This is a genomic window from Phycicoccus sp. Soil803, from assembly GCF_001429685.1.
GTDB lineage: Bacteria > Actinomycetota > Actinomycetes > Actinomycetales > Dermatophilaceae > Pedococcus.
In genome coordinates, this window is sequence record NZ_LMST01000001.1 from 560,816 (window position 1) to 583,085 (window position 22,270).

Annotated in this window: 28 protein-coding genes; 21 read left to right on the top strand and 7 right to left on the bottom strand. The window is 71.7% G+C overall.

The genetic code is table 11. The features are described from left to right. Nucleotides 1-52: 52 nt before the first annotated feature. From ASG95_RS02660 to ASG95_RS02675, 4 genes are read left to right on the top strand one after another with little or no spacing between them, the layout of a single operon-like run. The gene (locus ASG95_RS02660; protein ID WP_057376466.1) at nt 53-1,033 is read left to right on the top strand and encodes an asparaginase; all 981 of its coding nucleotides are present in this window, start codon (nt 53-55) and stop codon (nt 1,031-1,033) included. A 6-nt stretch (nt 1,034-1,039) separates the two neighbouring features. After that, nucleotides 1,040-1,465 (top strand): D-aminoacyl-tRNA deacylase, encoded by a 426-nt coding sequence (gene dtd, locus ASG95_RS02665; protein WP_056922080.1) that lies wholly within the window; start codon nt 1,040-1,042, stop codon nt 1,463-1,465. A 35-nt stretch (nt 1,466-1,500) separates the two neighbouring features. Beyond that, nucleotides 1,501-1,836, top strand: a complete 336-nt coding sequence (locus ASG95_RS02670; RefSeq protein ID WP_056922081.1) for a DUF2516 family protein — start codon at nt 1,501-1,503, stop codon at nt 1,834-1,836. A 55-nt stretch (nt 1,837-1,891) separates the two neighbouring features. Beyond that, the gene (locus ASG95_RS02675; protein WP_082592272.1) at nt 1,892-2,281 is read left to right on the top strand and encodes a phosphomannose isomerase type II C-terminal cupin domain; all 390 of its coding nucleotides are present in this window, start codon (nt 1,892-1,894) and stop codon (nt 2,279-2,281) included. Here the strand turns inward: ASG95_RS02675 and ASG95_RS02680 are convergent. Together ASG95_RS02680 and ASG95_RS02685 are read right to left on the bottom strand one after the other, a co-directional pair. Continuing rightward, a complete protein-coding gene (locus ASG95_RS02680; protein WP_057376467.1) occupies nt 2,263-3,072 on the bottom strand; it encodes a hypothetical protein in 810 nt (269 codons plus the stop codon). The genes ASG95_RS02675 and ASG95_RS02680 overlap by 19 nt on opposite strands. Before the next feature lie 101 nt (nt 3,073-3,173). Next, on the bottom strand, nt 3,174-3,935 hold the full coding sequence (locus ASG95_RS02685) for a DUF4386 family protein (protein ID WP_082592273.1): 762 nt from the start codon (nt 3,933-3,935) through the stop codon (nt 3,174-3,176). A 56-nt stretch (nt 3,936-3,991) separates the two neighbouring features. Between ASG95_RS02685 and ASG95_RS02690 the strand changes: the two genes are divergently transcribed. Genes ASG95_RS02690 through ASG95_RS02710 form a run of 5 tightly spaced genes read left to right on the top strand, consistent with a single transcriptional unit; the run spans nt 3,992 to nt 8,229 of the window. Further along, a complete protein-coding gene (locus ASG95_RS02690) occupies nt 3,992-4,672 on the top strand; it encodes a TetR/AcrR family transcriptional regulator (RefSeq protein WP_057376468.1) in 681 nt (226 codons plus the stop codon). Next, complete coding sequence (locus tag ASG95_RS02695; RefSeq protein ID WP_057376469.1) at nt 4,669-5,547, top strand: hypothetical protein; 879 nt, start codon at nt 4,669-4,671, stop codon at nt 5,545-5,547. The genes ASG95_RS02690 and ASG95_RS02695 overlap by 4 nt, the downstream gene beginning before the upstream one ends. Nucleotides 5,548-5,577: 30 nt before the next feature. Continuing rightward, nucleotides 5,578-6,891 carry a D-inositol-3-phosphate glycosyltransferase gene (gene mshA, locus ASG95_RS02700; protein ID WP_057376470.1) on the top strand — a complete coding sequence of 438 codons (1,314 nt, stop codon included), beginning with the start codon at nt 5,578-5,580 and terminating at the stop codon, nt 6,889-6,891. 41 nt (nt 6,892-6,932) lie between these two features. Then, nucleotides 6,933-7,439 carry a YbjN domain-containing protein gene (locus ASG95_RS02705; protein WP_157582374.1) on the top strand — a complete coding sequence of 169 codons (507 nt, stop codon included), beginning with the start codon at nt 6,933-6,935 and terminating at the stop codon, nt 7,437-7,439. 55 nt (nt 7,440-7,494) lie between these two features. After that, on the top strand, nt 7,495-8,229 hold the full coding sequence (locus ASG95_RS02710) for a phosphoglyceromutase (RefSeq protein ID WP_057376472.1): 735 nt from the start codon (nt 7,495-7,497) through the stop codon (nt 8,227-8,229). Nucleotides 8,230-8,239: 10 nt separating this feature from the next. Here ASG95_RS02710 and ASG95_RS02715 read toward each other — a convergent pair whose 3' ends face one another. The 3 genes from ASG95_RS02715 to phoU form a co-directional block, all read right to left on the bottom strand. After that, nucleotides 8,240-9,634 (bottom strand): hypothetical protein, encoded by a 1,395-nt coding sequence (locus tag ASG95_RS02715; protein WP_057376473.1) that lies wholly within the window; start codon nt 9,632-9,634, stop codon nt 8,240-8,242. Beyond that, the gene (locus ASG95_RS02720) at nt 9,631-10,209 is read right to left on the bottom strand and encodes a SigE family RNA polymerase sigma factor (protein ID WP_057376474.1); all 579 of its coding nucleotides are present in this window, start codon (nt 10,207-10,209) and stop codon (nt 9,631-9,633) included. Before ASG95_RS02720 ends, ASG95_RS02715 begins: the two co-directional genes overlap by 4 nt. Nucleotides 10,210-10,355: 146 nt before the next feature. After that, a complete protein-coding gene (gene phoU / locus ASG95_RS02725) occupies nt 10,356-11,045 on the bottom strand; it encodes a phosphate signaling complex protein PhoU (protein ID WP_057376475.1) in 690 nt (229 codons plus the stop codon). Nucleotides 11,046-11,212: 167 nt separating this feature from the next. Here phoU and ASG95_RS02730 point away from each other — a divergent pair, with 167 nt between their 5' ends. Next, nucleotides 11,213-12,412, top strand: coding sequence for a cell wall metabolism sensor histidine kinase WalK (locus ASG95_RS02730; protein WP_082592274.1), 1,200 nt, complete (start codon nt 11,213-11,215; stop codon nt 12,410-12,412). Continuing rightward, nucleotides 12,409-13,092 (top strand): response regulator transcription factor, encoded by a 684-nt coding sequence (locus ASG95_RS02735; RefSeq protein ID WP_056922089.1) that lies wholly within the window; start codon nt 12,409-12,411, stop codon nt 13,090-13,092. Before ASG95_RS02730 ends, ASG95_RS02735 begins: the two co-directional genes overlap by 4 nt. Before the next feature lie 97 nt (nt 13,093-13,189). Here the strand turns inward: ASG95_RS02735 and ASG95_RS02740 are convergent, their stop codons facing one another. Further along, complete coding sequence (locus tag ASG95_RS02740; protein ID WP_057376476.1) at nt 13,190-13,738, bottom strand: hypothetical protein; 549 nt, start codon at nt 13,736-13,738, stop codon at nt 13,190-13,192. Between the two features lie 197 nt (nt 13,739-13,935). Here ASG95_RS02740 and ASG95_RS02745 point away from each other — a divergent pair, with 197 nt between their 5' ends. Both ASG95_RS02745 and ispD read left to right on the top strand, forming a co-directional pair. Beyond that, nucleotides 13,936-14,418, top strand: a complete 483-nt coding sequence (locus ASG95_RS02745) for a CarD family transcriptional regulator (RefSeq protein WP_056922091.1) — start codon at nt 13,936-13,938, stop codon at nt 14,416-14,418. Further along, nucleotides 14,415-15,092, top strand: coding sequence for a 2-C-methyl-D-erythritol 4-phosphate cytidylyltransferase (gene ispD, locus ASG95_RS02750; RefSeq protein ID WP_057376477.1), 678 nt, complete (start codon nt 14,415-14,417; stop codon nt 15,090-15,092). Before ASG95_RS02745 ends, ispD begins: the two co-directional genes overlap by 4 nt. A gap of 12 nt (nt 15,093-15,104) precedes the next feature. On the opposite strand, the gene ASG95_RS02755 is transcribed toward ispD, so the two are convergent. Next, a complete protein-coding gene (locus tag ASG95_RS02755; RefSeq protein ID WP_057376478.1) occupies nt 15,105-15,710 on the bottom strand; it encodes a GNAT family N-acetyltransferase in 606 nt (201 codons plus the stop codon). Between the two features lie 169 nt (nt 15,711-15,879). Here ASG95_RS02755 and ASG95_RS02760 point away from each other — a divergent pair, with 169 nt between their 5' ends. The 8 genes from ASG95_RS02760 (at nt 15,880) to ASG95_RS02795 (ending at nt 22,200) form a co-directional block, all read left to right on the top strand. After that, a complete protein-coding gene (locus ASG95_RS02760; protein ID WP_057376479.1) occupies nt 15,880-16,464 on the top strand; it encodes an RNA polymerase sigma factor in 585 nt (194 codons plus the stop codon). 51 nt (nt 16,465-16,515) lie between these two features. Further along, nucleotides 16,516-17,010 (top strand): 2-C-methyl-D-erythritol 2,4-cyclodiphosphate synthase, encoded by a 495-nt coding sequence (ispF, locus tag ASG95_RS02765; protein ID WP_057376480.1) that lies wholly within the window; start codon nt 16,516-16,518, stop codon nt 17,008-17,010. A 52-nt stretch (nt 17,011-17,062) separates the two neighbouring features. Then, on the top strand, nt 17,063-18,148 hold the full coding sequence (locus ASG95_RS02770) for an S-(hydroxymethyl)mycothiol dehydrogenase (RefSeq protein WP_057376481.1): 1,086 nt from the start codon (nt 17,063-17,065) through the stop codon (nt 18,146-18,148). After that, nucleotides 18,148-18,834, top strand: coding sequence for an MBL fold metallo-hydrolase (locus tag ASG95_RS02775; protein ID WP_235543273.1), 687 nt, complete (start codon nt 18,148-18,150; stop codon nt 18,832-18,834). Before ASG95_RS02770 ends, ASG95_RS02775 begins: the two co-directional genes overlap by 1 nt. 69 nt (nt 18,835-18,903) lie before the next feature. Further along, entirely contained in the window at nt 18,904-20,343 is a 1,440-nt protein-coding gene (gene cysS / locus ASG95_RS02780) for a cysteine--tRNA ligase (protein WP_056922097.1), read from the top strand. Between the two features lie 11 nt (nt 20,344-20,354). Then, complete coding sequence (rlmB, locus tag ASG95_RS02785; RefSeq protein ID WP_056922098.1) at nt 20,355-21,326, top strand: 23S rRNA (guanosine(2251)-2'-O)-methyltransferase RlmB; 972 nt, start codon at nt 20,355-20,357, stop codon at nt 21,324-21,326. 98 nt (nt 21,327-21,424) lie between these two features. Further along, nucleotides 21,425-21,736, top strand: a complete 312-nt coding sequence (locus tag ASG95_RS02790; RefSeq protein WP_056922099.1) for a CD225/dispanin family protein — start codon at nt 21,425-21,427, stop codon at nt 21,734-21,736. Between the two features lie 29 nt (nt 21,737-21,765). Further along, nucleotides 21,766-22,200 carry a DUF2752 domain-containing protein gene (locus tag ASG95_RS02795; protein WP_235543275.1) on the top strand — a complete coding sequence of 145 codons (435 nt, stop codon included), beginning with the start codon at nt 21,766-21,768 and terminating at the stop codon, nt 22,198-22,200. The last annotated feature ends 70 nt before the right edge of the window (nt 22,201-22,270 follow it).

A 22,270-nucleotide genomic window follows, 5' to 3' on the forward strand; every position in this document is an offset into this window, starting at 1 on the left:
CGATAAAGGTGGGGCAGGGGAGGTGGGGTGGGGCGGTGGCTAGGCTCGGACGGTGAGCACGCCGCATACCCTGACCCCGCCCGCCCTCGACCAGGCCCCGGTCCTCGCGCACTACGTGCGGGGTGGCTTCGTGGAGTCGGCCCACCGTGCCTCCGTGGTCGCGACCGCACCGGACGGGAGCCACCTGCTCGCCCTCGGCGCCGTCGACGACCCGATCTTCCCGCGGTCGTCCAACAAGCCGATCCAGACGCTGGCGATGGTGCGCGCAGGCCTGCGTATGCCGCCCGCCCACCTCGCGCTCGCGTCGGCCAGCCACTCGGGCGAGGACTTCCATGTGGCCGCGGTGCGCGAGATGCTCGCCTCCGCCGGGCTGACCGAGGGTGCGCTCCAGAACACCCCGGACTACCCCGTGAACGAGGAGGCCCGTGAGGCGGTGCTGCGCGCCGGTGGCGGCAAGCTCCCGATCACCCAGAACTGCTCGGGCAAGCACGCCGCCATGCTGGCGACCTGCGTCGTCAACGGCTGGGACACCGCCACCTACCGCGACCCCGGACACCCGCTCCAGCAGGCCATCTCCCAGACCCTGGCCGAGCTGACTGGCGACGAGATCACGGCGGTCGCGGTCGACGGCTGTGGTGCGCCCGTCATGGCGGTGACCCTGGCCGGTCTCGCGCGCGCCTTCGGCCGGATGGCCGCCGCGGAGCCGGGCACGCACGAAGCGGAGGTCGCCGACGCGATCCGGGGCAACCCGGCATACCTCGGCGGCACTGGACGCGACGTCACGGCCCTCATCGAGGCGACGCCCGGACTGATCGCCAAGGACGGCGCCGAGTCGGTGTATGCCGTGGGGCTGGCCGACGGGCGCGGCGTCGCCGTCAAGGTCGCCGACGGTTACCCGCGGGCCAAGCCGGTCATCCTCGCGGCCGCCCTGCGGCGCCTCGGGGTCGAGTCGGCGGCGCTCGAGCAGCTCGAGCACTCCCCGGTGCTGGGCCACGGCGAACCTGTCGGTGCGATCGTCGCCGTCAACCTCTGAGCCACGGTGCGCGCCGTCCTGCAGCGGGTGACCAGCGCCTCGGTCACGGTCGAGGGTGAGGTCGTCGGGTCGATCGACCGCCCCGGGCTGCTGGCGCTGGTCGGGGTGACCCACGACGACGGTCCCGACCAGGCGGAGGCGCTCGCCCGCAAGATCGGCGACCTGCGGATCCTGCGCGACGAGCGGTCCGTGGTCGACGAGGGTGCCCCGGTGCTCGTGGTCAGCCAGTTCACGTTGTACGCCGACACGCGCAAGGGGCGGCGTCCGTCGTGGGGCGCCGCAGCCCCCGGCCCGGTCGCCGAGCCGCTGGTCGAGGCGGTCGTGGCGGCGCTGCGCGGTCGCGGGATCGAGGTGGCGACCGGCCGCTTCGGGGCCATGATGGAGGTCATGCTCGTCAACGACGGTCCGGTCACGCTGGTCGTCGAGGTCTGATCGTGCGGGTGTCTGCTGACCCTTAGGCTGTCCCCATGTTCAACGGACTGTTCACCGCCCAGGGCATCGTCACCCTGCTGCTGGGGCTCGCCGCCTTCGCCGCCGAGGTGTTCGCCCTCGTCGACTGCGTGCGACACCGTCCGGACGCGTTCGTCGCGGCGGGCAAGCGCACCAAGCAGTTCTGGTCGATCGTCCTCGGGATCGCCGTCCTGCTCGGCTTCGTGTCGGTGGGGAGCCAGCTGACCTTCTCCATCGGCCTGATCGCCGTCGTGGCCGCAGGGATCTACCTCGCTGACGTCCGACCGGCGCTCCGACAGGTCAGCGGTGGTCGCGGTGGGGGCCAGCACATGGGACCGTACGGACCGTGGTGACCGAGGGGTGCGGCGCCGGCCGGGCCGGAATCGCAGAGGTTACAGAGTGGCAAGCATGACCGAGGGGACCGACGTGACCGAGATGCCCGATCCGCGCGACGGGATCTTCACGCAGCACCGGCCCTGGGGGCAGTTCCAGCAGTTCGTCTCCAACGAGCGGGTCACCGTCAAGATCATCACGGTCGAGCCGGGACACCGGCTGTCGCTGCAGACCCACGACCACCGGGGCGAGTTCTGGCAGGTCCTCGACGTGCCGATCGTCGTGACGGTTGGGGACCGCACCTGGACCGCACAGCCCGGTGAGGCCGTCTGGGTGCCCTGCAATGCCGTGCACCGGATGGCCAACCAGGGTGAGCAGGCCGGTCGACTGCTGGAGATCGCGTACGGCGACTTCGACGAGGCCGACATCGTCCGCCTCGAGGACGACTACGCCCGCGACGCCTGACCCGCAGGGGCGACGGCAGACCAGTCGACCGTGACCTCGCCCAACCGCCACCGGGCGGGCCCGTCGTTGACCGGCCAGCCCTCGGCACGGACCGTCTCCACGGCGGCCAGGAAGCGCTGGCGCACCCCGAAGCTGGCTTGGTGCGCGGCCCGGAGCCAGGCCTCGTCGAGCGCTCGCAGCCAGTCGTGCACGGCCTCGCCCTCGACGTTGCGGTGGATCAGCGACTTGGGCAGCCGCTCGGCGATGTCGGAGGGCCGGTCCAGCCCGCGCAGACGCCAGGACAGGCTGAGGGACACCGGACCCGACCGGTCGACGGCGATCCAGGCGCTGCGCCGACCGAGCTCGTCACAGGTGCCGTCGACGAGGAGCCCGTCGGGGGTCAGTCGCTGCTGCACGGTGGCCCAGGCCGCGGCCACCTCTGACTCGTCGTACTGCCGCAGCACGTTGAAGGCTCTGACCACGGTCGCCTGGCGACCGTCCAGCGGCACCTCGAACCCGCCCAACCGGAACGACAGGCCCTCGCGTTCGAGCGGCTGGCCGAGCGCGACCCGGTCGGGCTCGATCTCGATGCCCACCACCTCGACGTCGCGCCGGACGCGCCTGAGCCGGTCGTGCAGCTCGACCGCCGTCACGGGTGAGGCGCCGTAGCCGAGGTCGACCACGACCGGCGCCGGCCCCGGTCGGCGGAGTCGCCACGCCTGCGGGCCGGCGAGCCAGCGGTCGACTCGTCGCAGCCGGTTGGGGTTGGTGGTGCCGCGGGTGATGGTGCCCACCGGGCGCTGCCGAGCCACCTCCGCAGCCTAGAGCCAGCCCACTTGTTGCCACTGGTGCCTCACCAGGCCCCGCGATCGGGGGATCCGTGAGGCACAGGTGGCAACACGTCGGGGGTGGGTCAGGCGATGCGGCCGCGACGCAGCCACAGGATCCGGCCGGCGAGGACGAGCAGCCAGACCGACCACGCGACGTACCCCATGAAGTTGACGGTGTCGGCGCCCGGGACGTCGAGGGGCACGAGGGCGCCGACCGCGATGGCGGCAGCGCAGGCGACCCCGGCCCAGCGGAGGCCAGTGGGGAGGAGGGCGCGCGCGCCGAGGCAGAGCGTGACGGTCCACGCCGCGGTGAGGAGGTAGCCGGTGGTCTCGCCGAGCCCCGTGCCGAGGACGGTCGCCGCGAGGCGGTAGGTCTGCTCGTCGTCAGCGGTCGGGTGCTCGGCCAGGAACGGCACCAGCCACACCCACCGGCTCAGGCCGATCGCCTGCGCGGTGGCTGCCGCGACGCCCAGCACGACACTCGCGCGACGCCACCGGAGGTCGACCGCCGGTGCCAGGCCGAGGGCGATCGGGGCGATGAGGAGCGCGCCGGCGGTCAGCAGGGCGAACCACGTGACCACCTCGGTGCGGTGCGCGTCGACGAGGGCCAGCACGTCGGCGGCCGGCTCGGCGAGCACGTCGGGGTAGCCCAGGACGCTGCCCAGCACAGTGAAGGCGGCGTTGAGCGTGACCGTCGCGGCCACGACGAGGACCGCGGTGCGCCGACGCGGCACGGTCACCAGGTCGGAGTCGACAGCCGAGGCGACGGCCAGCGGTGAGGAGGGACCTGAGGAGGGGCCCGCGGAGGGGACTGACGGAAGGGAGGGAGCTGACTGGAGGGACATGGTGTCCGCCTTTCTCTGTACGGTGTACAGCAAACTGTACGGTGTACAGTAGCCGCATGTCACCCCCTGCGCCGAAGAAACCTTCGACGCGCCGCGGGTTCAGCACCGAGCAGGTCGCCCTGACGGCCCTGCGGGTGCTGGACGAGCGAGGCGCGGCCGGGCTGTCCGTGCGCGCCGTGGCCACCGAGCTGGGCATCAACCCCAATGCGCTGTACACCTACGTGCGCAGTCGGGAGGACCTCGAGCGCCTGGTCGTCGAGTCGGTGCTGGCCGAGGTCCCGCACCGCGCGAGCCGTGGCACCTGGCAGTCGCGGATCCGCGGGCTGTGCCTCGACGTGCACGCGGCCCTGGTGCGGCACCCGGGGGCGGCCCAGCTGTTCATGAACGCGCCGATGGACGGACCGCAGGCGATGGAGCTCGGCGAGGGGCTGCTCCGCGAGCTGACCAAGGCCGGCCTGCCGCCCGCGCAGGCCAGCCGCGCGGCATACACCTTGATCGTCCAGGTGATCGGCTTCGCCGCCCTCGCCATGGCCGAGACGGACGGCACGGTGCCGCTCACGCCCGAGTCCGAGCGGATCGCAGGACGGCGCGCGGGACTGGAGTTCGTGCCGGCCGAGACGCACCCGCTGACCGCGGCCACCCGCGACACCGCGGCCGCGTGGGTGGGGGAGGCGCAGCTGCGCTGGTCGGTGGACCGTCTCCTGGAGGGCTTCGCCGCCCTGGCGGACGCGCCATGACGCCGTCGAACCAGCCGTCGAACCAGCCGTCGAACCAGCCGTCGAACCACGCGGCGTCGAGGAGGTGGTCGACCCCCAGGTGGCCCGAGCTGCACTGGCGAGAGCGCGACATCAGCCGCAGCATGGTCGCGCTCGTGGCCTCGCTGGCCGCCCTCGCCCTGCTGGGCCTGGCCACCAACGTGCCGGGCTGGATCGGCCGCGGGGAGGGCTTCGTCGACGTGCCGCCCGGCCTGCTCACGGTGAAGGACGACGCCAAGGGGGTCGCCACCCTGGGCGGTGGGGTGACCGTGTCGCTCTACTCCGACGGCCTGCGGATAAGCCGCGACAACACGCTCCTGCTGCAGACCGTCATCGGCGGGTCGATGCTGTCCGCCGTCGAGGGCAGCGCCACGACCGGCGGCGACGGGCACACGCAGGAGCGGGTGACGCACCAGTTCGACAACGTCAGCATCACCGAGCTGGACTTCCTGCCCGGGCGGGCCACCTACTTCGGCACGGTCGGTGACGGGACCCGGACCCTCCCGCTGACCTTGCGCATCGAGGCCGGCGGTGGCGTGATCCGGGTCGGCGCGTCGGTCGGCGGCGCCGACGGGGTCGTCTGGCACCTCAACCGCGAGCCGCTGACGGTCGGCATCCGTCCGGGCTTGCCAGCCGTGAACCTGCGCAAGACCGCCAACTGGGTGGACCCCGACACGATCGAGGGGCGCGCGGTGTTCTCCACGCTGCTCGGCACGGACGTCGGGGTGGGTCCGCAACGGGTGGCCCGCGGCGTCGACATCCGCGAGGACGGGCGTACCGACATCCACGTCTGGACCGCAGCGTGCTTCCTCACGGTCTCCTCGCAGGCGCGCCCCGCACCGACCTCCACCTCGTAAGCGTCCGGGGACGCGTGGCAGACTCGCGACATGGGCTGCTGCGAACGCATCGACCGCGTCGCGATGCTCAGCGTCCACACCTCCCCGCTGGAGCAGCCCGGCACCGGTGACGCCGGGGGCATGAACGTCTACGTCGTCGAGGTCGCCCACCAGCTGGCCAAGCGCGGCGTCGAGGTCGAGATCTTCACCCGCACCACGACCGCGGACCTCCCGCCGACCGTCGAGATGGAGCCCGGCGTCACGGTGCGCCACGTGACGGCCGGGCCGTACGAAGGCCTCGGCAAGGACGACCTGCCCGGCCAGCTCTGCGCCTTCGCCGCCGGCGTGATGCGCACCGGCGCGCACGAGCCCGAGGGGCACTACAGCCTGGTCCACTCGCACTACTGGCTCTCGGGACAGGTCGGGTGGCTCGCCGCCGACCGCTGGCAGGTCCCCCTCGTGCACACCATGCACACCATGGCGCGGGTGAAGAACCAGCACCTCGCCGAAGGCGACCTCCCCGAACCCTCCGGCCGCGAGATCGGTGAGGTCCAGGTCGTGGAGGCGGCGGACCGCCTCATCGCCAACACCCTGGGTGAGCGCAACGAGCTGATCGACCTGTATGCCGCGGAGCCCGACAAGGTGGTCGTGGTGCCTCCCGGCGTGGACCTGTCGCTGTTCTCACCAGGGGACGCGCGCGCGGCCCGAGCCGCGGTCGGGCTGCCGCAGGACGCCAAGGTGCTGCTCTTCGTCGGCCGGATCCAGCCGCTCAAGGCGCCTGAGGTGCTGGTCAAGGCGGCGGCGGAGCTGCTCGGTCGGCACCCCCAGTGGGCGGGCGAGCTCGTCGTCGCGGTGCTCGGCGGGCCGTCGGGGTCGGGCCTGGCCCACCCACGAGGGCTTGAGGAGCTCGCGGAGGGCCTTGGCATCAGCGCGCAGGTCCGGTTCGTGCCGCCGGTGCCGCGGGCCCAGCTGGCCGACTGGTACCGCGCTGCGGACCTCGTCGCGGTGCCCTCGCACTCGGAGTCGTTCGGGCTGGTCGCCGTCGAGGCGCAGGCGTGCGGCACCCCGGTGGTGGCCGCCGACGTGGGCGGCCTCCCCACCGCGGTCGGCGATGCCGGCGTGCTCGTCGACGGGCACGACCCCCACGTCTGGTCGCTGGCGCTCGAGGCGCTGTTGGTCAACCCGGAGCGGCGAGAAGCCTTGAGCCGCAAGGCGATCCAGCATGCCGCGCTCTTCGGGTGGGACCGCACGACCGAACGTCTCTACGAGGTCTACGTCGAGGCCTGCCGGTCGCGCGCCTTCTCCAAGGACGCGCCCTCACCCAACGGCTCGCTGGCTGGCATTCCTGCGGCGGTGGTCCCGTGACCGCGTCGAGCGCGGCCAGCGGGTCGAGCGCGTGGAGCGGGCTGGCCGGGGTCGTCGAGGAGTTCCTCGCCGAGGCGCAGATCGAGTGGGAGGCGGGGGCCCGCGAGGGCGAGTTCGTCGTGACCCTGCCCGGGGAGAAGAAGCTCAAGACGGTCGTCTCGCTCGTCGCCGGGGCCGACGCCCTGTCGGTGTCAGCCTTCGTCATGCGCAACCCCGACGAGAACCACGAGACCTTCTACCGCTACCTGCTGCGCAAGAACCTGCGGCTGCCCGGACTGGCCTACTCGGTCGACAAGGCAGGCGACGTCTACGTGACCGGACGCGTGCCCGCGCTCGGCGTCGACGCGGCATACCTCGACCGGGTGCTGGGGGTGGTCCTGGAAGCCGCGGACGCGCACTTCAACGAGCTGCTGGCGATCGGCTTCCTGTCCAGCATGAGGAAGGAGTGGGACTGGCGGGTGTCGCGCGGTGAGTCGCTGCGCAACCTCGAGGCGTTCCGCTCGATCCTCCAGCGCGACGGCGACCCGGCTCCGGAACCCACGGGCTGACTCACCCGCTGAACGCCCGCCGACCCGGTCCGGGCGCGCTCGCTAGGCTGACGCCATGGCCTACACGCTGATCCTGCTCCGTCACGGGCACTCCGACTGGAACGCCAAGAACCTCTTCACCGGATGGGTCGACATCGACCTCAACGACCAGGGACGTGAGGAAGCCGTCAACGGCGGAAACCTGTTGAAGGACAAGGGAGTCCTGCCGACGGTCGTGCACACGTCGGTGCTGCGGCGCGCGATCACGACCGCGAACCTCGCGCTCGACGCCGCCGACCGGCACTGGATCCCGGTGCGTCGCGACTGGCGGCTGAACGAGCGGCACTACGGTGCGCTGCAGGGGCTGGACAAGGCCGCGACCCGGGACAAGTACGGCGACGAGCAGTTCATGCTGTGGCGCCGGTCGTTCGACACCCCGCCGCCGCCGATCGAGGTCGGGTCCGAGTACGACCAGAGCTCCGACCCGCGCTACGCCGGGATCGAGGTGCCGCGCACCGAGTGCCTCAAGGACGTGATCGAGCGGTTCATGCCCTACTGGGAGGGGCCGATCCAGGACGACCTGCGGGCCGGCGAGACGGTGCTCGTGACCGCCCACGGCAACAGCCTTCGCGGCCTGGTCAAGCACCTTGACGGCATCAGTGACGAGGACATCGCTGCCCTCAACATCCCCACCGGCCAGCCGCTGGTCTACACCCTCGGTGACGACTTCATGCCGACCGAGCCTGCGCAGTACCTCGACCCGGAGGCGGCCGCCGAGGCTGCCGCCGCCGTCGCCAACCAGGGCCGGTAGCCGCAGGTCGTCAGGGCTCCACGTCGTAGGGGTCGTTGCGGTTCGGGAGGTCGACCGGCCAGGTGCCGGTGAGGGAGCCCGACGCGTCGTAGGTCTCGACCAGCCGGTGCTCACTCACGCCGGTCTCGTTGAGGCTGAAGGTGGCGCTGCCGCGGACGACCCGTTTCGTGGCGGTCTTCGGGAAGGCGGGATCGTCGCCCACCAGACGCACGCTGGCGGCGTTCGGCGCGAAGACCTGGTAACGCGTCGGGGACGACTCGCCGATCCACCCGTACAGGACGACCGGACGCTGCTCGGCCGTCGCGGCGTCGATCGGCACCGCCGTCTCGGCGGCCGACGCCATGCCGCCGCCCTTGTGTGAGACACCGAGCTGGACGGTCCGGACCACCTGGCCGCCGGGGAGCCGGGTCAGGCCGACGTAGATTCGTCCGGTCGACCCGTCCGGCTTGCCGTCGCCGAGGGACGACACGGCCAGCACGGCCGGGTCGACCTTCGCGTCGACGAGCGTGGTGGTGCTGACGTCCTCGGTGCGCAGGCCGAGGGTGGTGGCGACGTCGTAGTTGGTGCCCTGCACGGCGTGGTCGAGGAAGTCCTGCCCCGTGCAGTTCGCGCAGAACCCCTCCGCGTCCGGGTTCATCGTGCCGGACCTGGCCACCAGGAAGACCCCGCCGTCATACCCGCCGACTCGGACCCGGGTGAGTGCCACTGGGGCTTGGTGGAGGTCGACGACGGTGGCGCCGTCCTCGATCGGCACGGTCCTCCAGGACCGGGTGACCGTGCCGTCCTCGTGGATCGTCGCTGTCGTGGAGACCTCCGCCGACCTGGTGCCCGGCCGGGTCAGTACGAGCATCCAGCCGTCCGGCGTGGAGTCGCGGCGCACGATGATGGTGGCCGGTGCGGTTTGCGGCGCCGAGGCGATGGTCGTGAGCTCCGCGGCATGAGCTCCCCGGTCACCGGCGTAGACCTGCAGGGTCTCCGAGTAGTCCGCGGCGCTGTCCCACGTCACGACGACCCGGTCGGCGCCGATGTCTCCCGCGTAGATCACCGAGGCCGGGCCCATCGCCTGGCGGAAGGAGGAGATGAAGGCCTGGTCGCCGGCCAGCGACCCACGGATCGGCCAGGTGGACACCAAGGTCCACCGGGGGTCGGTCGGCCCGGGGATGACCGTCGTCTTCTTGGCGGGCGTGGTGGTGTCCCGCCCGGACCCACCGGCCAGGGACGGGATGGCCACCGCGAGCGCGACCACGGCCGCCACACCCGCGAGGGTCGCGGTGCGGCGCCGGCGGCGGCTGACGGCGATGGCGGCGGCCACCCGCGAGTACGGGTCTCCGTCGCTGTCGCCGAGGCCACCCACCTGGTCGGCCCGGGCGGAGAACGCCTCTCGAAGCTGGGTCTCGACGCTCATGCCAGGCTCCTCTCGGTGCCGTTGGTCTCGGTCTGGTCGTCCGGTTGCGCGGTGCGCTCGAGGACGGCTCGCAACCGTTCGAGGCCACGCGAGGCCTGGCTCTTCACCGAGCCGACCGACATCCCGAGTGCTGAAGCCGTGTCCGCCTCGGACAGGTCGTCGAAGTACCGGAGCACCACGACCGCCCGCATCCGCGGCGGCAGCTCGAGCACCGCCCGGGCGAGCTCGTCGCGGGTGTCGTACGCGGCATACGCATCGCCCGGGGCTCGGTCGGCGTGGAGAGGGACGTCGCCGAGCGACTCGGCCACCCGCCGGCGGCGCCACCAGGACGCCGACTCGTTGGCCAGCGCCGCGCGGGTGTAGGCATACGGCGACTCGACCGTCGCGATGTGCGCCCACCTCCGGTGCACCTTGACCAGCGTGGTCTGCACGAGGTCCTCGGCGCGCCCTCGGTCGCCGGTCAGCAGGTATGCCGTGCGGACCAGCTGGCCCCAGCGCGCCTGGACGAACCGGGCGAACTCCTCCTCCGTGGCCTCCACGGCAACCCTCCCCCCGACGGCAGCAACGATGCTCATGCCCGTTAGACGCGGGTCAGTGTGCCCGAGGTTGAGAGGTTCTGTGGCCTTTCATGACGGCTCGGCGGGCGCGTGTGGGCGCTGGGCATGCAGAGAGGCCCGGCGCGCCACCCCCGCGGCAGTCCGGGCCTCTCTGTGGAGCAGGGTCACCGCAGCTCGGTGGCGCGGTCCTCCTGCTCCTCGTGGTCCTCGGCGACATCCCATTCGCCGGTGACCAGGTAGACGACCCGGTGGGCGACCGACACGGCGTGGTCGGCGAAGCGCTCGTAGTAGCGGCCCACGAGGGTCATGTCGACGGCCGCCTCGGTGCCGTGCTTCCACGTCCCGTCGATGAGGTGGCTGAAGAGCGTGCGGTGCAGCTCGTCCATCGCGTCGTCGTCGCGCTCGAGCGTCTTGGCGGCCTCGACGTCCTTGGCCGCGATGACCTGGCCGCACTTGGCGACGATCCGCTCGGCGACCTGACCCATCTGGAGGATGGTCGCGCGGATGTCGGCGGGCACGGCCGAGTCGGGGTAGCGGAGCCGGGCGACCTTCGCGACGTGGCGGGCGAGGTCGCCCATCCGCTCGAGGTCGGCGCTCATCCGCATCCCCGTGACCACCATGCGCAGGTCGGTCGCGACCGGCTGCTGGCGGGCGAGCAGGTCGATCGACATGGCGTCGAGGTCCTCGCGGAGCCGGTCGAGCTCCTTGTCGGCCTCGATGACCGACTCGGCGAGCTTGATGTCGCCATCGAGGAGGGCCGTGGTGGCACGGGACATGGCGGATCCGGCCAGGCGGGTCATCTCGACCAGCTGCTCCGAGATGGTGTCCAGGTCCTCATGGAATGCGTCGCGCATTGGTTCCCTATGGGTGTTGGCACGGGTGGGTGCGGTGGTGCGTGCGAGCCGAGGCTCCCACGAGGCAGTGAACGGTCGGGTGACCTCAGGTGAACATCTGGAGACGCCGTGCTCGGGCTGCTTCCTGCGTGCGCTGTCTCGTGCTCGGCGCACCGTACATTGATGGTGTGGATGCGACCAGTGCCGCCCTCCTGGCCGGGTTCGCCGGGCTGCTGACCGGCGCCCTGGCGGTGGTCGCCGTGCGCTACTCCGAGCGCCAGCAGACCAGTATGCCGCCGACCACCTCCGTCACGCCCCTTCCGTCAGGGGTGGCCGACGTCCTCGCCGTGCTCCGCTCGAGTGCGATCGTCGTGGACTCCGCCGACGAGGTCATCAACAACTCACCGTCCGCGACGGCCTACGGGCTGGTCAAGGGCAGGGAGCTGGTGCACGGGGAGCTGCGCCACCTCGCCAGGCAGGTGCGTCGCGACGGCGTGATCCGCGAGTCCCAGCTCGAGCTCGCCAGGGGTCCCCTCGGGCAGGGTCGCTCGATCATGCAGGCCCGGGTGGCGCCGCTCGGGAGCAGCCACGTGCTCCTCCTCGTCGAGGACCACACCCAGGCCCGTCGGGTCGAGGAGGTGCGGCGCGACTTCGTCGCCAACGTGAGCCACGAGCTCAAGACCCCGGTCGGTGGGCTGGGCCTGCTCGCTGAGGCCATCCAGGACGCCAAGGACGACCCGGAGGCCGTCGAGCGGTTCGCCTCGCGCATGCAGATCGAGAGCCACCGGCTCGCGCAGCTGGTCAAGGAGATCGTCGACCTGTCCCGCCTGCAGGTGGCCGACACGCTCCACGAGCCCCGGCTGGTCGACGTGACAGCTGCCGTCCACGAGGCGATCGACTACTCGCGCGTGGGCGCCGACGCCAAGCAGATCGACATCGCCGAGGCCTGTGCCCCCGACCTCAAGGTCTTCGGTGACGAGGACCTCCTCGTGACCGCCGTGCGCAACCTGATCGGCAATGCCGTCGCCTACTCCGAGCCCGGCACCCGGGTGGCGGTCGGCGGCCGGATCGCCGACGAGATGGTCGAGATCACCGTCACCGACCAGGGCCAGGGCATCCCCGCGGCCGAACAGGGCCGGATCTTCGAGCGCTTCTACCGCGTCGACGACGCCCGGTCCCGCGCCACCGGTGGATCCGGCCTCGGGCTCGCCATCGTCAAGCACATCTGCGCCAACCACGGCGGCGACGTCGACGTGTGGAGCGAGGAGGGGCGGGGCTCCACCTTCACCATCCGCCTCCCCGCCGCCTCCGACCGCTCGCCGCAGCGCGCCTCCCAGACCTCGCCCGCACCGAACCCTCCCTCCCAGAAGAGAGAACCCACCGCATGACGCGCATCCTCGTCGTCGAGGACGAGATCTCGTTCTCGGACCCGTTGTCCTACCTGTTGCGCAAGGAGGGGTACGAGGTCGCCGTGGCCGAGACCGGTCCCGAGGCGCTGGAGGACTTCGACCGTTCCGGTGCCGACCTCGTGCTGCTCGACCTCATGCTGCCCGGCCTCTCCGGCACCGAGGTGTGCCGCGCGATCCGGGCCCGCTCCAACGTGCCGGTCATCATGCTGACCGCCAAGGACAGCGAGATCGACAAGGTGGTCGGCCTGGAGATCGGCGCCGACGACTACGTCACGAAGCCCTACTCCTCGCGTGAGCTGCTCGCCCGCATCAAGGCGGTGCTGCGCCGCCTGGCCGAGCCGGAGGACCTGCTGCCGGCGACGATCGAGGCCGGGCCGGTCCGCATGGATGTCGAGCGGCACATCGTCACCGTGTCGGGTCAACCCACGGCCCTGCCGCTGAAGGAGTTCGAGCTGCTCGAGATGCTGCTGCGCAACACCGGGCGGGTGCTCACCCGGATGCAGCTCATCGACCGCGTCTGGGGCAGCGACTACGTCGGTGACACCAAGACGCTCGACGTCCACGTCAAGCGACTGCGGGCCAAGATCGAGCCCGACCCGGCCGACCCGCGCCACATCGTGACCGTGCGCGGACTGGGCTACAAGTTCGAGTCCGACTGACCCGATTCGGCCCCCGTCCCGCTCTGTTGGAAGGACTACTTCCGGATATCCGGTAGTTCCACTTCCAACACGGCGGGCAGGATCGAGGCCGGCGGCGTCAGGGGGTCGCGGCTGCGGTGTCGGTCGGCGTCGGGGCGTTCGTCGGGGCCAGCGAGGCGTAGTAGCCGGCGGCCTTGAGGACGGGGACGACGACCACGACGGCCGGGGCAGTCGGCGTCTGGATGCTCAACGTCACGACGTCGCCCGGGTTGACCGGCACGCCAGGGAGCTGGACCTGGCTCTCGTCCGAGAGGCGACGTTCGGAGTAGGCCGGCGACTCGGCATACACCGGCTGTCCCTGGGGCAGGGAGAAGGAGATGCGCTGCGCGTCACCGCTGGTGTTGCTGACCGACGCGGACAGCACGCCGGGCTTGTCCTTGCCGCCGCTGATGACCACGAGGTCGCGCAGCTGGACCGACCCGAGGTCGACCGGCACGCCGTCGGCCGCGACGTAGGCGACGTCGGTCTGGATCGGTGACTGGGTCTGGCAGGCCGACAGCGCCAGGGCTGCGCCGGCCACGGCCACCGGGAGGAGGCGTCGCAGGGACGGTCGCGGGCTGGTGGATCGGCCTCCGGAGCGCGGGGCCAGCGGGGTTCGGCGGGTCACGGGGGACAGCCTACCGGCCACCTTCACCGGAGCGCGCACCCGCACGCGTTGCACGGAAATGGCCATTCTGTCAAGACCGAAATCGTTGCCCCCCAATGCCTTTCCGGGCCCCTGACCTGCGCAAACGCAATTGGCTCGGCTTTCCTGACGTCGGCGTGTCGTGATATTCTTAGGGTCGCGAAAGGGGAAAACAGCACATGGTTTTCAAGGTCGGCGAGACGGTCGTGTACCCCCACCACGGGGCTGCACTGATCGAAGAAATCAATACCCGCACGATCAAGGGCGAGGAGAAGATCTACCTCAAGCTCAAGGTGGCCCAGGGCGACCTGACGATCGAGGTTCCTGCAGACAACTGCGAGGACATCGGCGTCCGGGACGTCGTCGGACAGGAGGGTCTCGACAAGGTCTTCGCAGTCCTTCGCGCCCCCCACACCGAGGAGCCGACCAACTGGTCGCGCCGCTACAAGGCCAACCTCGAGAAGCTCGCCTCCGGCGATGTCATCAAGGTGGCCGAGGTCGTCCGCGACCTGTGGCGTCGTGACAAGGACCGTGGCCTGTCGGCCGGCGAGAAGCGCATGCTCGCCAAGGCTCGCCAGATCCTCGTCTCCGAGCTCGCGCTCGCTGAGAAGACGAACGAGGACAAGGCCGAGGCCATCCTCGACGAGGTGCTCGCCTCCTGAGCGTTGCCGTCGTCCTCGTCGCTGGAGGGCAAGGCACTCGGCTCGGCGCCACCCAGCCCAAGGCCTTTGTGGTCGTGGCGGGTATGCCGTTGCTCGAGCACGCTGTCCAGCGCGCCCTGACGGCGCCCGAGGTTTCCCACGTAGTCGTGGTCGCGCCCGCTTCCCACCTGAGGGAGGCGGGCGCGATCGCGTCCCGGAGCAGCCGGCCTGGCGACGTGGACGTGGTCGCCGGTGGCGCCGAACGCACCGACTCCGTCGCCGCCGGCCTCGCGGCCCTGCGCCCCGACGACGGCATCGTGCTGGTCCACGACGCGGCCCGGGCGCTGGCTCCGGCCAGCCTGTTCTCCCGCCTGGTGCACGAGGTGCGGTCGGGTCACCCGGCCGTCGTCCCCGGCATACCCGTCACCGACACCGTCAAGGTGGTCGACGCCGTGGGTCGCGTGACCGGCACTCCCGACCGCTCCACGCTGCGGGCGATCCAGACCCCGCAGGCCTTCCTGCGCGAGGTGCTGGTGCACGCCCACGCGTCCGGCGCGCAGGCCACCGACGACGCCGCACTGGTCGAGCGGATGGGCGGCCACGTGCGGGTGGTCGACGGCGACCGGCTGGCCTTCAAGATCACGACTCCGGACGACCTCGCCGTCGCCGAGCGTCACCTCACCGCCCCCTTCTAGCGGATCCCCCTTCTAGCGGGTCAGGGCGGCCACCACGTCGTCCCAGGGGGCGACCGGCTGCCGGTCGGCTTCCGCGTGGATGCTGCTGATCCAGCCGTCGACGATCCGGCCCCGCTCGAGCAGCAGGTCGGGCACGAAGACCGGCACCGGGAAGCCGGCCCGCCAGACCGCCTTCGCGCTGCCCCAGTTCCCCGCATGGGCCTGCCAGCGGACGGTCTGCCAGCCGAGGGTGTCGAAGGCGTGGGCCACCACCAGCCGCACCGCCTCCGACATCACGCCCTGCCCACGGAAGGCCGGGTGCGTCACGTAGCCCAGGTCGCCCGCTCCGGCATCGACGGGCAGCGCGCGCAGGTCGATCGTGCCGGCATACCGGCCGTCGACCTCGATCGCCCACGAGGCGCGCGCCTCCGACGGCTGGAGCAGCCCGGCGAGGTACTCCTGCGCCATCTCGCGGGTGTACTCCAGCGGGATCGTGGTGAACCGCTTGGTCAGCGGGTCGACGCAGCGCTCGAGGATGGGGTCGAGGTCGGCCTCGGTGTGCGGGCGGAGCGTCACCCGGGTGCCGGTGAGGACGGGCACGGCCAACGGTTCAGGCAGGGGTTCGGCGGTGGCGGTCATACGCGCCAACGCTAGCGGGCGCGTCCCGAGGTGCCCGCGGCTCACCGCTCGCTCGGGCGCTGCGAGCCGAGGCGCCGCACCTCTTCTGTACCCGCGATCCAATGCTGGTTCCGATTCCGTACCGCTGGACCAAGAGCCACGCTGTGGGACCTCAGTAGCGTCGCGGGTCATGCAGCCCACCGATGTCGAGGACGTCACCCTCTTCAGCGCGATCCGCTCCGGCGATGTGTCCGCGATGTCCGTGCTCTACGCCCGCCACCACGCGGCAGCGCTGCGGACCGCCCGGGCCATCGGCGGACCCGGCCTGGCCGACGACCTGGTCAGCGACGCGTTCACCCGGGTCCTCTCGTCCATCCTGAACGGGTCCGGTCCGGAGCACGCGTTCCGGCCCTATCTCGCGACGACCATCCGCAACCTGTACGTGGACGGCCTCCGCAGGCGCGCCCGTGAGCTCCCGGTCGGCGACCCGGAGGTCCTGGACCGGCTCCAGGCCGACGGCAGTGACGCGGTCCTGGGGGCGAACGAGGTCGTCGACGTGCTGTCGGCCCTGCCGCCGCGATGGCGGGAAGTCCTGTGGCGGACCCTGATCCTGGGCGAGCCGCTGTCGGTCGTCGGCGAGCGGCTGGGCCTGAGCGAGAACGCTGTTGCCGCCCTCGGTTTCCGGGCCCGCGGAGGTCTCCGCGCGGCATACCTCGCCCGCGCCCGCGCCGAGGACGGCGGTGCGAGCAGGCCGGCGTCGGTGCAGCTCACCTGACCGCGGGCACGCGGGGCCGAGGGCCCGGACGCGGATGGTTGGATGGGGCGCATGGACCTTCCCGGTATGCCGCGCACGGGAGTCGGCGTCGATGTGCACGCGTTCGCGCCCGAGGGATCGGACCGCGAGCTGCGGGTGGCGGGGCTGGCCTGGCCCGGTGAACGTGGCCTCGACGGGCACTCCGACGCCGACGTCGCCTGCCACGCCGCGTGCGACGCGCTGTTCTCCGCTGCGGGCATCGGCGACCTCGGGCTGCACTTCGGCACGGACCGTCCTGAGCTCGCCGGGGCCTCGGGCCTCGCCCTGCTCGCCGAGGCGGCCCGTCTCGTGCGCGGAGCAGGATTCGAGATCGGCAACGTCGCCGTCCAGGTGATCGGCACCCGTCCCAAGATCGGCACTCGTCGTGCGGAGGCGCAGGACGCCATGTCGGCCGCCCTCGGCGCGTCGGTGTCCTTGAGCGGCACGACCACGGACGGGCTCGGCCTGACCGGTCGCAGCGAGGGGATCGCGGCGATCGCGACCGCCCTCGTCGTCCCCACCTCCTGACCAACCGCCCGGCCCAACCCACCCCCAGTCTCTCGAACGAGGAGCTCGCACCATGCCGCAGACCGTCAAGGGAGTCATCGCCCGCAGCAAGGGGGCCGACGTCGAGCTGGTCGACGTCGTCGTGCCCGACCCCGGACCGGGTGAGGCCGTCGTGCAGGTGCAGTCCTGCGGCGTCTGCCACACGGACCTGCACTACCGCGAGGGCGGCATCAACGACGAGTTCCCCTTCCTGCTCGGTCACGAGGCCGCGGGCGTCGTGGAGTCCGTCGGTGCGGGCGTCACCGACGTGGCGCCGGGCGACTTCGTCATCCTCAACTGGCGGGCGGTCTGCGGCCTGTGCCGCGCCTGCGCCAAGGGCAAGCCGTGGTACTGCTTCAACACCCACAACGCGAAGCAGAAGATGACCCTCACCGACGGCACCGAGCTCAGCCCGGCGCTCGGCATCGGGGCGTTCATCGAGAAGACCCTCGTCGCGGCCGGCCAGTGCACGAAGGTCGACGCCGACGCCGACGCAGCCGCCGTGGGCCTGCTCGGCTGCGGGGTGATGGCCGGCTTCGGCGCCGCCGTCAACACCGGGGGCGTCGGCCGGGGCGACTCGATCGCCGTGATCGGGTGCGGCGGGGTCGGCAACGCCGCCATCGCGGCAGCCACCGTGGCCGGCGCGACGACGATCATCGCCGTCGACGTCGACGACCGGAAGCTCGCGGGCGCCAGGTCGTTCGGCGCGACCCACACGATCAACGGCAAGGACGAGGACGTCGTCGAGCGGATCCGCGAGCTCACCGGCGGCTTCGGGGCCGACGTCGTGGTCGAGGCGGTCGGTCGGCCGGAGACCTACGAGCAGGCGTTCTACGCCCGTGACCTCGCGGGCACCGTGGTCCTCGTCGGCGTCCCGACCCCCGACCAGCAGGTCACCCTGCCGATGATCGAGATCTTCGGTCGCGGCGGTGCCCTGAAGTCCAGCTGGTACGGCGACTGCCTGCCCAGCCGTGACTTCCCGATGCTGGTCGACCTCTACCGGCAGGGGCGGTTCGACCTCGACGCCTTCGTGTCCGAGCGGATCGGCCTCGGCGACGTCGAGGCGGCGTTCGACAAGATGGAGGGTGGCGAGGTCCTGCGCTCGGTGGTGGTCCTCTGATGGGCGACAGCGACAAGGACGACAACGCCGGTATGCCGGTCATCGCGCCGTCCCCGGGTGGCGTGCGGGTGGACCGCGTGGTCACGTCCGGGACGTTCGAGCTCGACGGCGGGAGCTGGGCGGTCGACAACAACGTCTGGGTCGTCGGCGACGACAAGGAGTGCGTCATCATCGACGCCGCCCACGACGGGCGCACCATCGTGAAGTCGATCGACCTCGAGCGCAGGGTCGTCGCGGTTATCTCGACGCACGCCCACAACGACCACATCAACGCGGTCGGTGAGGTGTGCGACGGCACCCGCGCCCCGGCATACCTGCATCCTGCGGACCGGATGCTCTGGGACGAGCTGTACCCCGTGACCCCGGACCGCGAGCTGGCCGACGGCCAGGTCATCACCGTGGGCGACGTGGACCTGCACGTCATCCACACCCCCGGCCACACGCCGGGGTCGTGCTGCCTCTACGCCCCCGCGCTCGACGTCGTGTTCACCGGCGACACCCTCTTCAACGGTGGTCCCGGCGCGACCGGGCGGTCGTACAGCGACTTCCCGACCATCGTTGAGTCGATCCGCGCCCGGCTGCTCACCCTGCCCGACGAGACGGTGGTGCTGACCGGTCACGGCGACGCCACGGTCATCGCGGCGGAGGCCCCGCACCTCCAGGACTGGCTCGACCGCGGCCACTGACGCAGCCCCCGGGTCGGGGTCACCGGCGACGGTTCGGGCTGGCCGCCGTGCGCAGGTAGCCTTGCGCGCGTGAGTCTTCGCCTGTACGACACCGCCGCGCGCGAGCTGCGCGACTTCACCCCCCTGGTTCCCGGTCGGGTGGGCATCTACATCTGTGGGCTCACGACCCAGGGGGCGCCCCACATCGGGCACGTGCGCTTCGCCGTGGCGTTCGACGTCCTGCGGCGGTGGCTCGAGGGGCGCCACGGCTACGACGTCACCCTGGTGCGCAACGTCACCGACATCGACGACAAGATCCTCGCGAAGTCGGCCGAGGCCGGCGAGGAGTGGTTCGCGCTGTCCTACCGCAACGAGGTCGCCACCGCCGCGGCGCTGGACTCCCTCGCGGTGCTGGCCCCCACCTACGAGCCCCGCGCCACCGGGCACATCCCCGAGATGGTCTCGCTCATGGAGACCCTCGTCGACAAGGGCCACGCCTACGCGGCCACCGACGGCAGCGGTGACGTGTACTTCGACGTGAAGAGCTTCCCGGAGTACGGCTCGCTGACCCACCAGAAGATCGAGGACATGGAGGCGGCGCAGGACGCCGACCCGCGCGGCAAGCGCGACCCCCGTGACTTCGCGCTCTGGAAGGGACGCAAGGAGACGGAGCCGGCCACCGCCTCCTGGGCCACCCCGTTCGGCGTCGGCCGCCCCGGCTGGCACCTCGAGTGCTCGGCGATGGCGCGCAAGTACCTCGGCGACGCCTTCGACATCCACGGCGGCGGCGTGGACCTGCGCTTCCCGCACCACGAGAACGAGCAGGCGCAGTCCCACGCGGCCGGGCTCGGTTTCGCGACCTACTGGCTGCACAACGCCTGGGTGACCGTCGGCGGCGAGAAGATGAGCAAGTCGCTGGGCAACAGCCTGGTCGTCTCCGAGGTCACCAAGGTGGCCCGCCCGCTGGCCGTCCGCTACTACCTCACGGCAGCGCACTACCGCTCGACGATCGAGTACCACGAGGGCTCGCTGCGCGAGGCCGAGGCGACGGTGGAGCGGATCGAGGGCTTCCTCACCCGGGCGCTGCGCGCCCTGCCCGAGGGCACGTCCACCTCCCCGGACCACACCACGATCCCCGATGCGTATGCCGCGGCGATGGACGACGACCTCAACGTGTCAGGTGCGCTCGCGGTCCTCCACGACACCGTCCGGGCCGGCAACACCGCCATCGACGACGGCGACGACGAGGGTCTCGCGACGGCCTTCGCCGCGGTCGTGGCGATGACCGACCTGCTGGGCGTCAACCCGCTCGACCCGCACTGGGGCGACGGCAGCGACAACGGCTCGGGCGACGCGCAGGCGGCGCTCGACGCCTTGGTCCAGGTGCAGCTGGAGGCCCGGGCAGCCGCCCGCGCCGCCCGCGACTTTGCGACCGCCGATGCCATCCGCGACCAGCTGGGTGCGGTCGGCATCGTCATCGAAGACACGGCGTCGGGAGCGAACTGGTCGCTCGCCCGCCGCGAGAGCTGAGAGGAACACCCATGGCTGGCAACTCCCAGCGACGTGGCGCCATCCGCAAGGGCGCGTCGAAGAAGGGCGCCACCGTCGGGTCCGGCGGCCAGCGCCGTCGCGGCCTCGAGGGCAGGGGCCCGACCCCGAAGGCCGAGGACCGACCCAAGCACAAGGCCAACCGCATCGCCAAGGCCGTCGAGAAGCACGGCTCCAAGCCGGGCGCCCGGCCCAGCGCGAGCCGGGGCGGGTCGCGTCGCGGCAAGGCGTCCAGCGAGATCGTGGCTGGTCGCAACTCCGTCGTCGAGGCACTGCGCGCCGACGTGCCGGTGACCACGATGTACGTGGCCGGCCGGATCGACTCGGACGACCGCGTCCGCGAGGCGCTCAAGACCGCGACCGCCAAGGGCATCGCGATCCTCGAGACCCCGAGGGGCGAGCTCGACCGGCTCACCGACGGGGCGGTCCACCAGGGCCTGGCCTTGCAGGTCCCGCCCTACGAGTACGCGCACCCCAGCGACTTCATCGACCCGCAGGCGCCCGGCATACCGCTCGTCGTGGCGCTCGACGGGATCACCGACCCGCGCAACCTCGGTGCCATCATCCGTTCCGTCGCGGCGTTCGGCGGGCACGGCGTGGTCGTCCCCGAGCGCCGGTCGGTCGGGATGACCGCGAGCGCGTGGAAGACGTCCGCAGGTGCCGCGGCCCGCGTCCCGGTCGCGCTCGCCGCGAACCTGACGCGCGCGCTGGAGGAGTACCGCAAGGCCGGGTTCTTCGTCCTCGGCCTCGACATGGACGGCGATGTCCAGCTGCCCGACCTGGCTCTGGCCACCGAACCGATCGTCATCGTGACCGGCTCGGAGGGCAAGGGGCTGTCGCGGCTGGTGCGCGAGACCTGCGACCAGATCGTGTCGATCCCGATGTCGTCGGCGGTCGAGTCGCTCAACGCCGGCATCGCCACCGGGGTGGCGCTGTACGAGGTGGCGCGACGCCGCGCGATCTGAGGGTCATCTGCACCCCTTGACCTGCGCCGATCCGCTACCGTTTCGCGGAGTCGCCCCAAGGGGGAGCGACTCCCGCAACCCCGAAGGGACCCACCAGCATGTCTGACTACGGCACTCCGCCGCCGCCCCCGCCCGCCGCGCCCGGCTACAACCAGCCGACCGCGGGTGGCACGCCGCCGCCGAACTACCTCGTCTGGGCCATCCTGTCGACGATCTTCTGCTGCCTCCCGTTCGGCATCGCGTCGATCGTCTTCGCGGCCCAGGTCAACGGCAAGTACGCCTCGGGCGACGTCGCCGGAGCCCAGGCCTCGTCGGAGAAGGCGAAGCGGTTCGCGATCATCGCGGCCATCGTCGGCGTCGTCGTCAACGGCCTCTACTTCGCGTTCGTCCTGCCGAACCTGAACAAGTAGGTTCCGGTCCGGAGGGATCCATCACCACCGTGGCACCGCAGCGCCCCGCACCACCCGTCGGAGCACGGGGGTACGGGGCGCTGCGCGTGCCCGGGCTGGTCCTGGCCGCGGCGGTGGCCGCGACGTCCGTGGTCGCGACGGTCGACCCCAACCAGCCGGGTCACTACCCGACCTGCCCGTTCCTGGCGGTGACCGGCTACTACTGCCCCGGCTGCGGATCGTTGCGCGCCCTGCACGACCTCGCCCACGGCGATGTGGTCGGCGCCCTGGCCCGCAATCCCTTGATGGTGCTCGCGGCCGGCGGCCTCCTCGTCGCCTTCGTGCTCTGGACGCGGCGCCGCTGGCGTGGCCTCCCCAGGACCTGGGCGGCACCGGCCTCGGTGCTCTACGGCTTGCTGGCCCTCGTGCTCGCGTTCTGGGTGCTGCGCAACGTGCCCGGGTGGACCTGGCTGTCCCCGGCCTGACCTCACGGCCCGAGCATGTCCGCTGAGGCCGCCAACCGCACTCGAGGTCCGACCCAGCCGTTCGGCTGCA

What these genes read in the sequence shown, in the direction of transcription:
- ASG95_RS02670 (WP_056922081.1), top strand. Translation starts at nt 1,501, where the DNA reads ATGTTCAACGGACTGTTCACCGCCCAGGGCATCGTCACCCTGCTGCTG.
- ASG95_RS02675 (WP_082592272.1), top strand. Translation starts at nt 1,892, where the DNA reads ATGACCGAGGGGACCGACGTGACCGAGATGCCCGATCCGCGCGACGGG.
- ASG95_RS02685 (WP_082592273.1), bottom strand. Translation starts at nt 3,935, where the DNA reads ATGTCCCTCCAGTCAGCTCCCTCCCTTCCGTCAGTCCCCTCCGCGGGC.
- ASG95_RS02690 (WP_057376468.1), top strand. Translation starts at nt 3,992, where the DNA reads ATGTCACCCCCTGCGCCGAAGAAACCTTCGACGCGCCGCGGGTTCAGC.
- ASG95_RS02695 (WP_057376469.1), top strand. Translation starts at nt 4,669, where the DNA reads ATGACGCCGTCGAACCAGCCGTCGAACCAGCCGTCGAACCAGCCGTCG.
- mshA (WP_057376470.1), top strand. Translation starts at nt 5,578, where the DNA reads ATGGGCTGCTGCGAACGCATCGACCGCGTCGCGATGCTCAGCGTCCAC.
- ASG95_RS02710 (WP_057376472.1), top strand. Translation starts at nt 7,495, where the DNA reads ATGGCCTACACGCTGATCCTGCTCCGTCACGGGCACTCCGACTGGAAC.
- ASG95_RS02715 (WP_057376473.1), bottom strand. Translation starts at nt 9,634, where the DNA reads ATGAGCGTCGAGACCCAGCTTCGAGAGGCGTTCTCCGCCCGGGCCGAC.
- ASG95_RS02720 (WP_057376474.1), bottom strand. Translation starts at nt 10,209, where the DNA reads ATGAGCATCGTTGCTGCCGTCGGGGGGAGGGTTGCCGTGGAGGCCACG.
- phoU (WP_057376475.1), bottom strand. Translation starts at nt 11,045, where the DNA reads ATGCGCGACGCATTCCATGAGGACCTGGACACCATCTCGGAGCAGCTG.
- ASG95_RS02735 (WP_056922089.1), top strand. Translation starts at nt 12,409, where the DNA reads ATGACGCGCATCCTCGTCGTCGAGGACGAGATCTCGTTCTCGGACCCG.
- ASG95_RS02745 (WP_056922091.1), top strand. Translation starts at nt 13,936, where the DNA reads ATGGTTTTCAAGGTCGGCGAGACGGTCGTGTACCCCCACCACGGGGCT.
- ASG95_RS02755 (WP_057376478.1), bottom strand. Translation starts at nt 15,710, where the DNA reads ATGACCGCCACCGCCGAACCCCTGCCTGAACCGTTGGCCGTGCCCGTC.
- ASG95_RS02760 (WP_057376479.1), top strand. Translation starts at nt 15,880, where the DNA reads ATGCAGCCCACCGATGTCGAGGACGTCACCCTCTTCAGCGCGATCCGC.
- ispF (WP_057376480.1), top strand. Translation starts at nt 16,516, where the DNA reads ATGGACCTTCCCGGTATGCCGCGCACGGGAGTCGGCGTCGATGTGCAC.
- ASG95_RS02770 (WP_057376481.1), top strand. Translation starts at nt 17,063, where the DNA reads ATGCCGCAGACCGTCAAGGGAGTCATCGCCCGCAGCAAGGGGGCCGAC.
- ASG95_RS02775 (WP_235543273.1), top strand. Translation starts at nt 18,148, where the DNA reads ATGGGCGACAGCGACAAGGACGACAACGCCGGTATGCCGGTCATCGCG.
- rlmB (WP_056922098.1), top strand. Translation starts at nt 20,355, where the DNA reads ATGGCTGGCAACTCCCAGCGACGTGGCGCCATCCGCAAGGGCGCGTCG.
- ASG95_RS02790 (WP_056922099.1), top strand. Translation starts at nt 21,425, where the DNA reads ATGTCTGACTACGGCACTCCGCCGCCGCCCCCGCCCGCCGCGCCCGGC.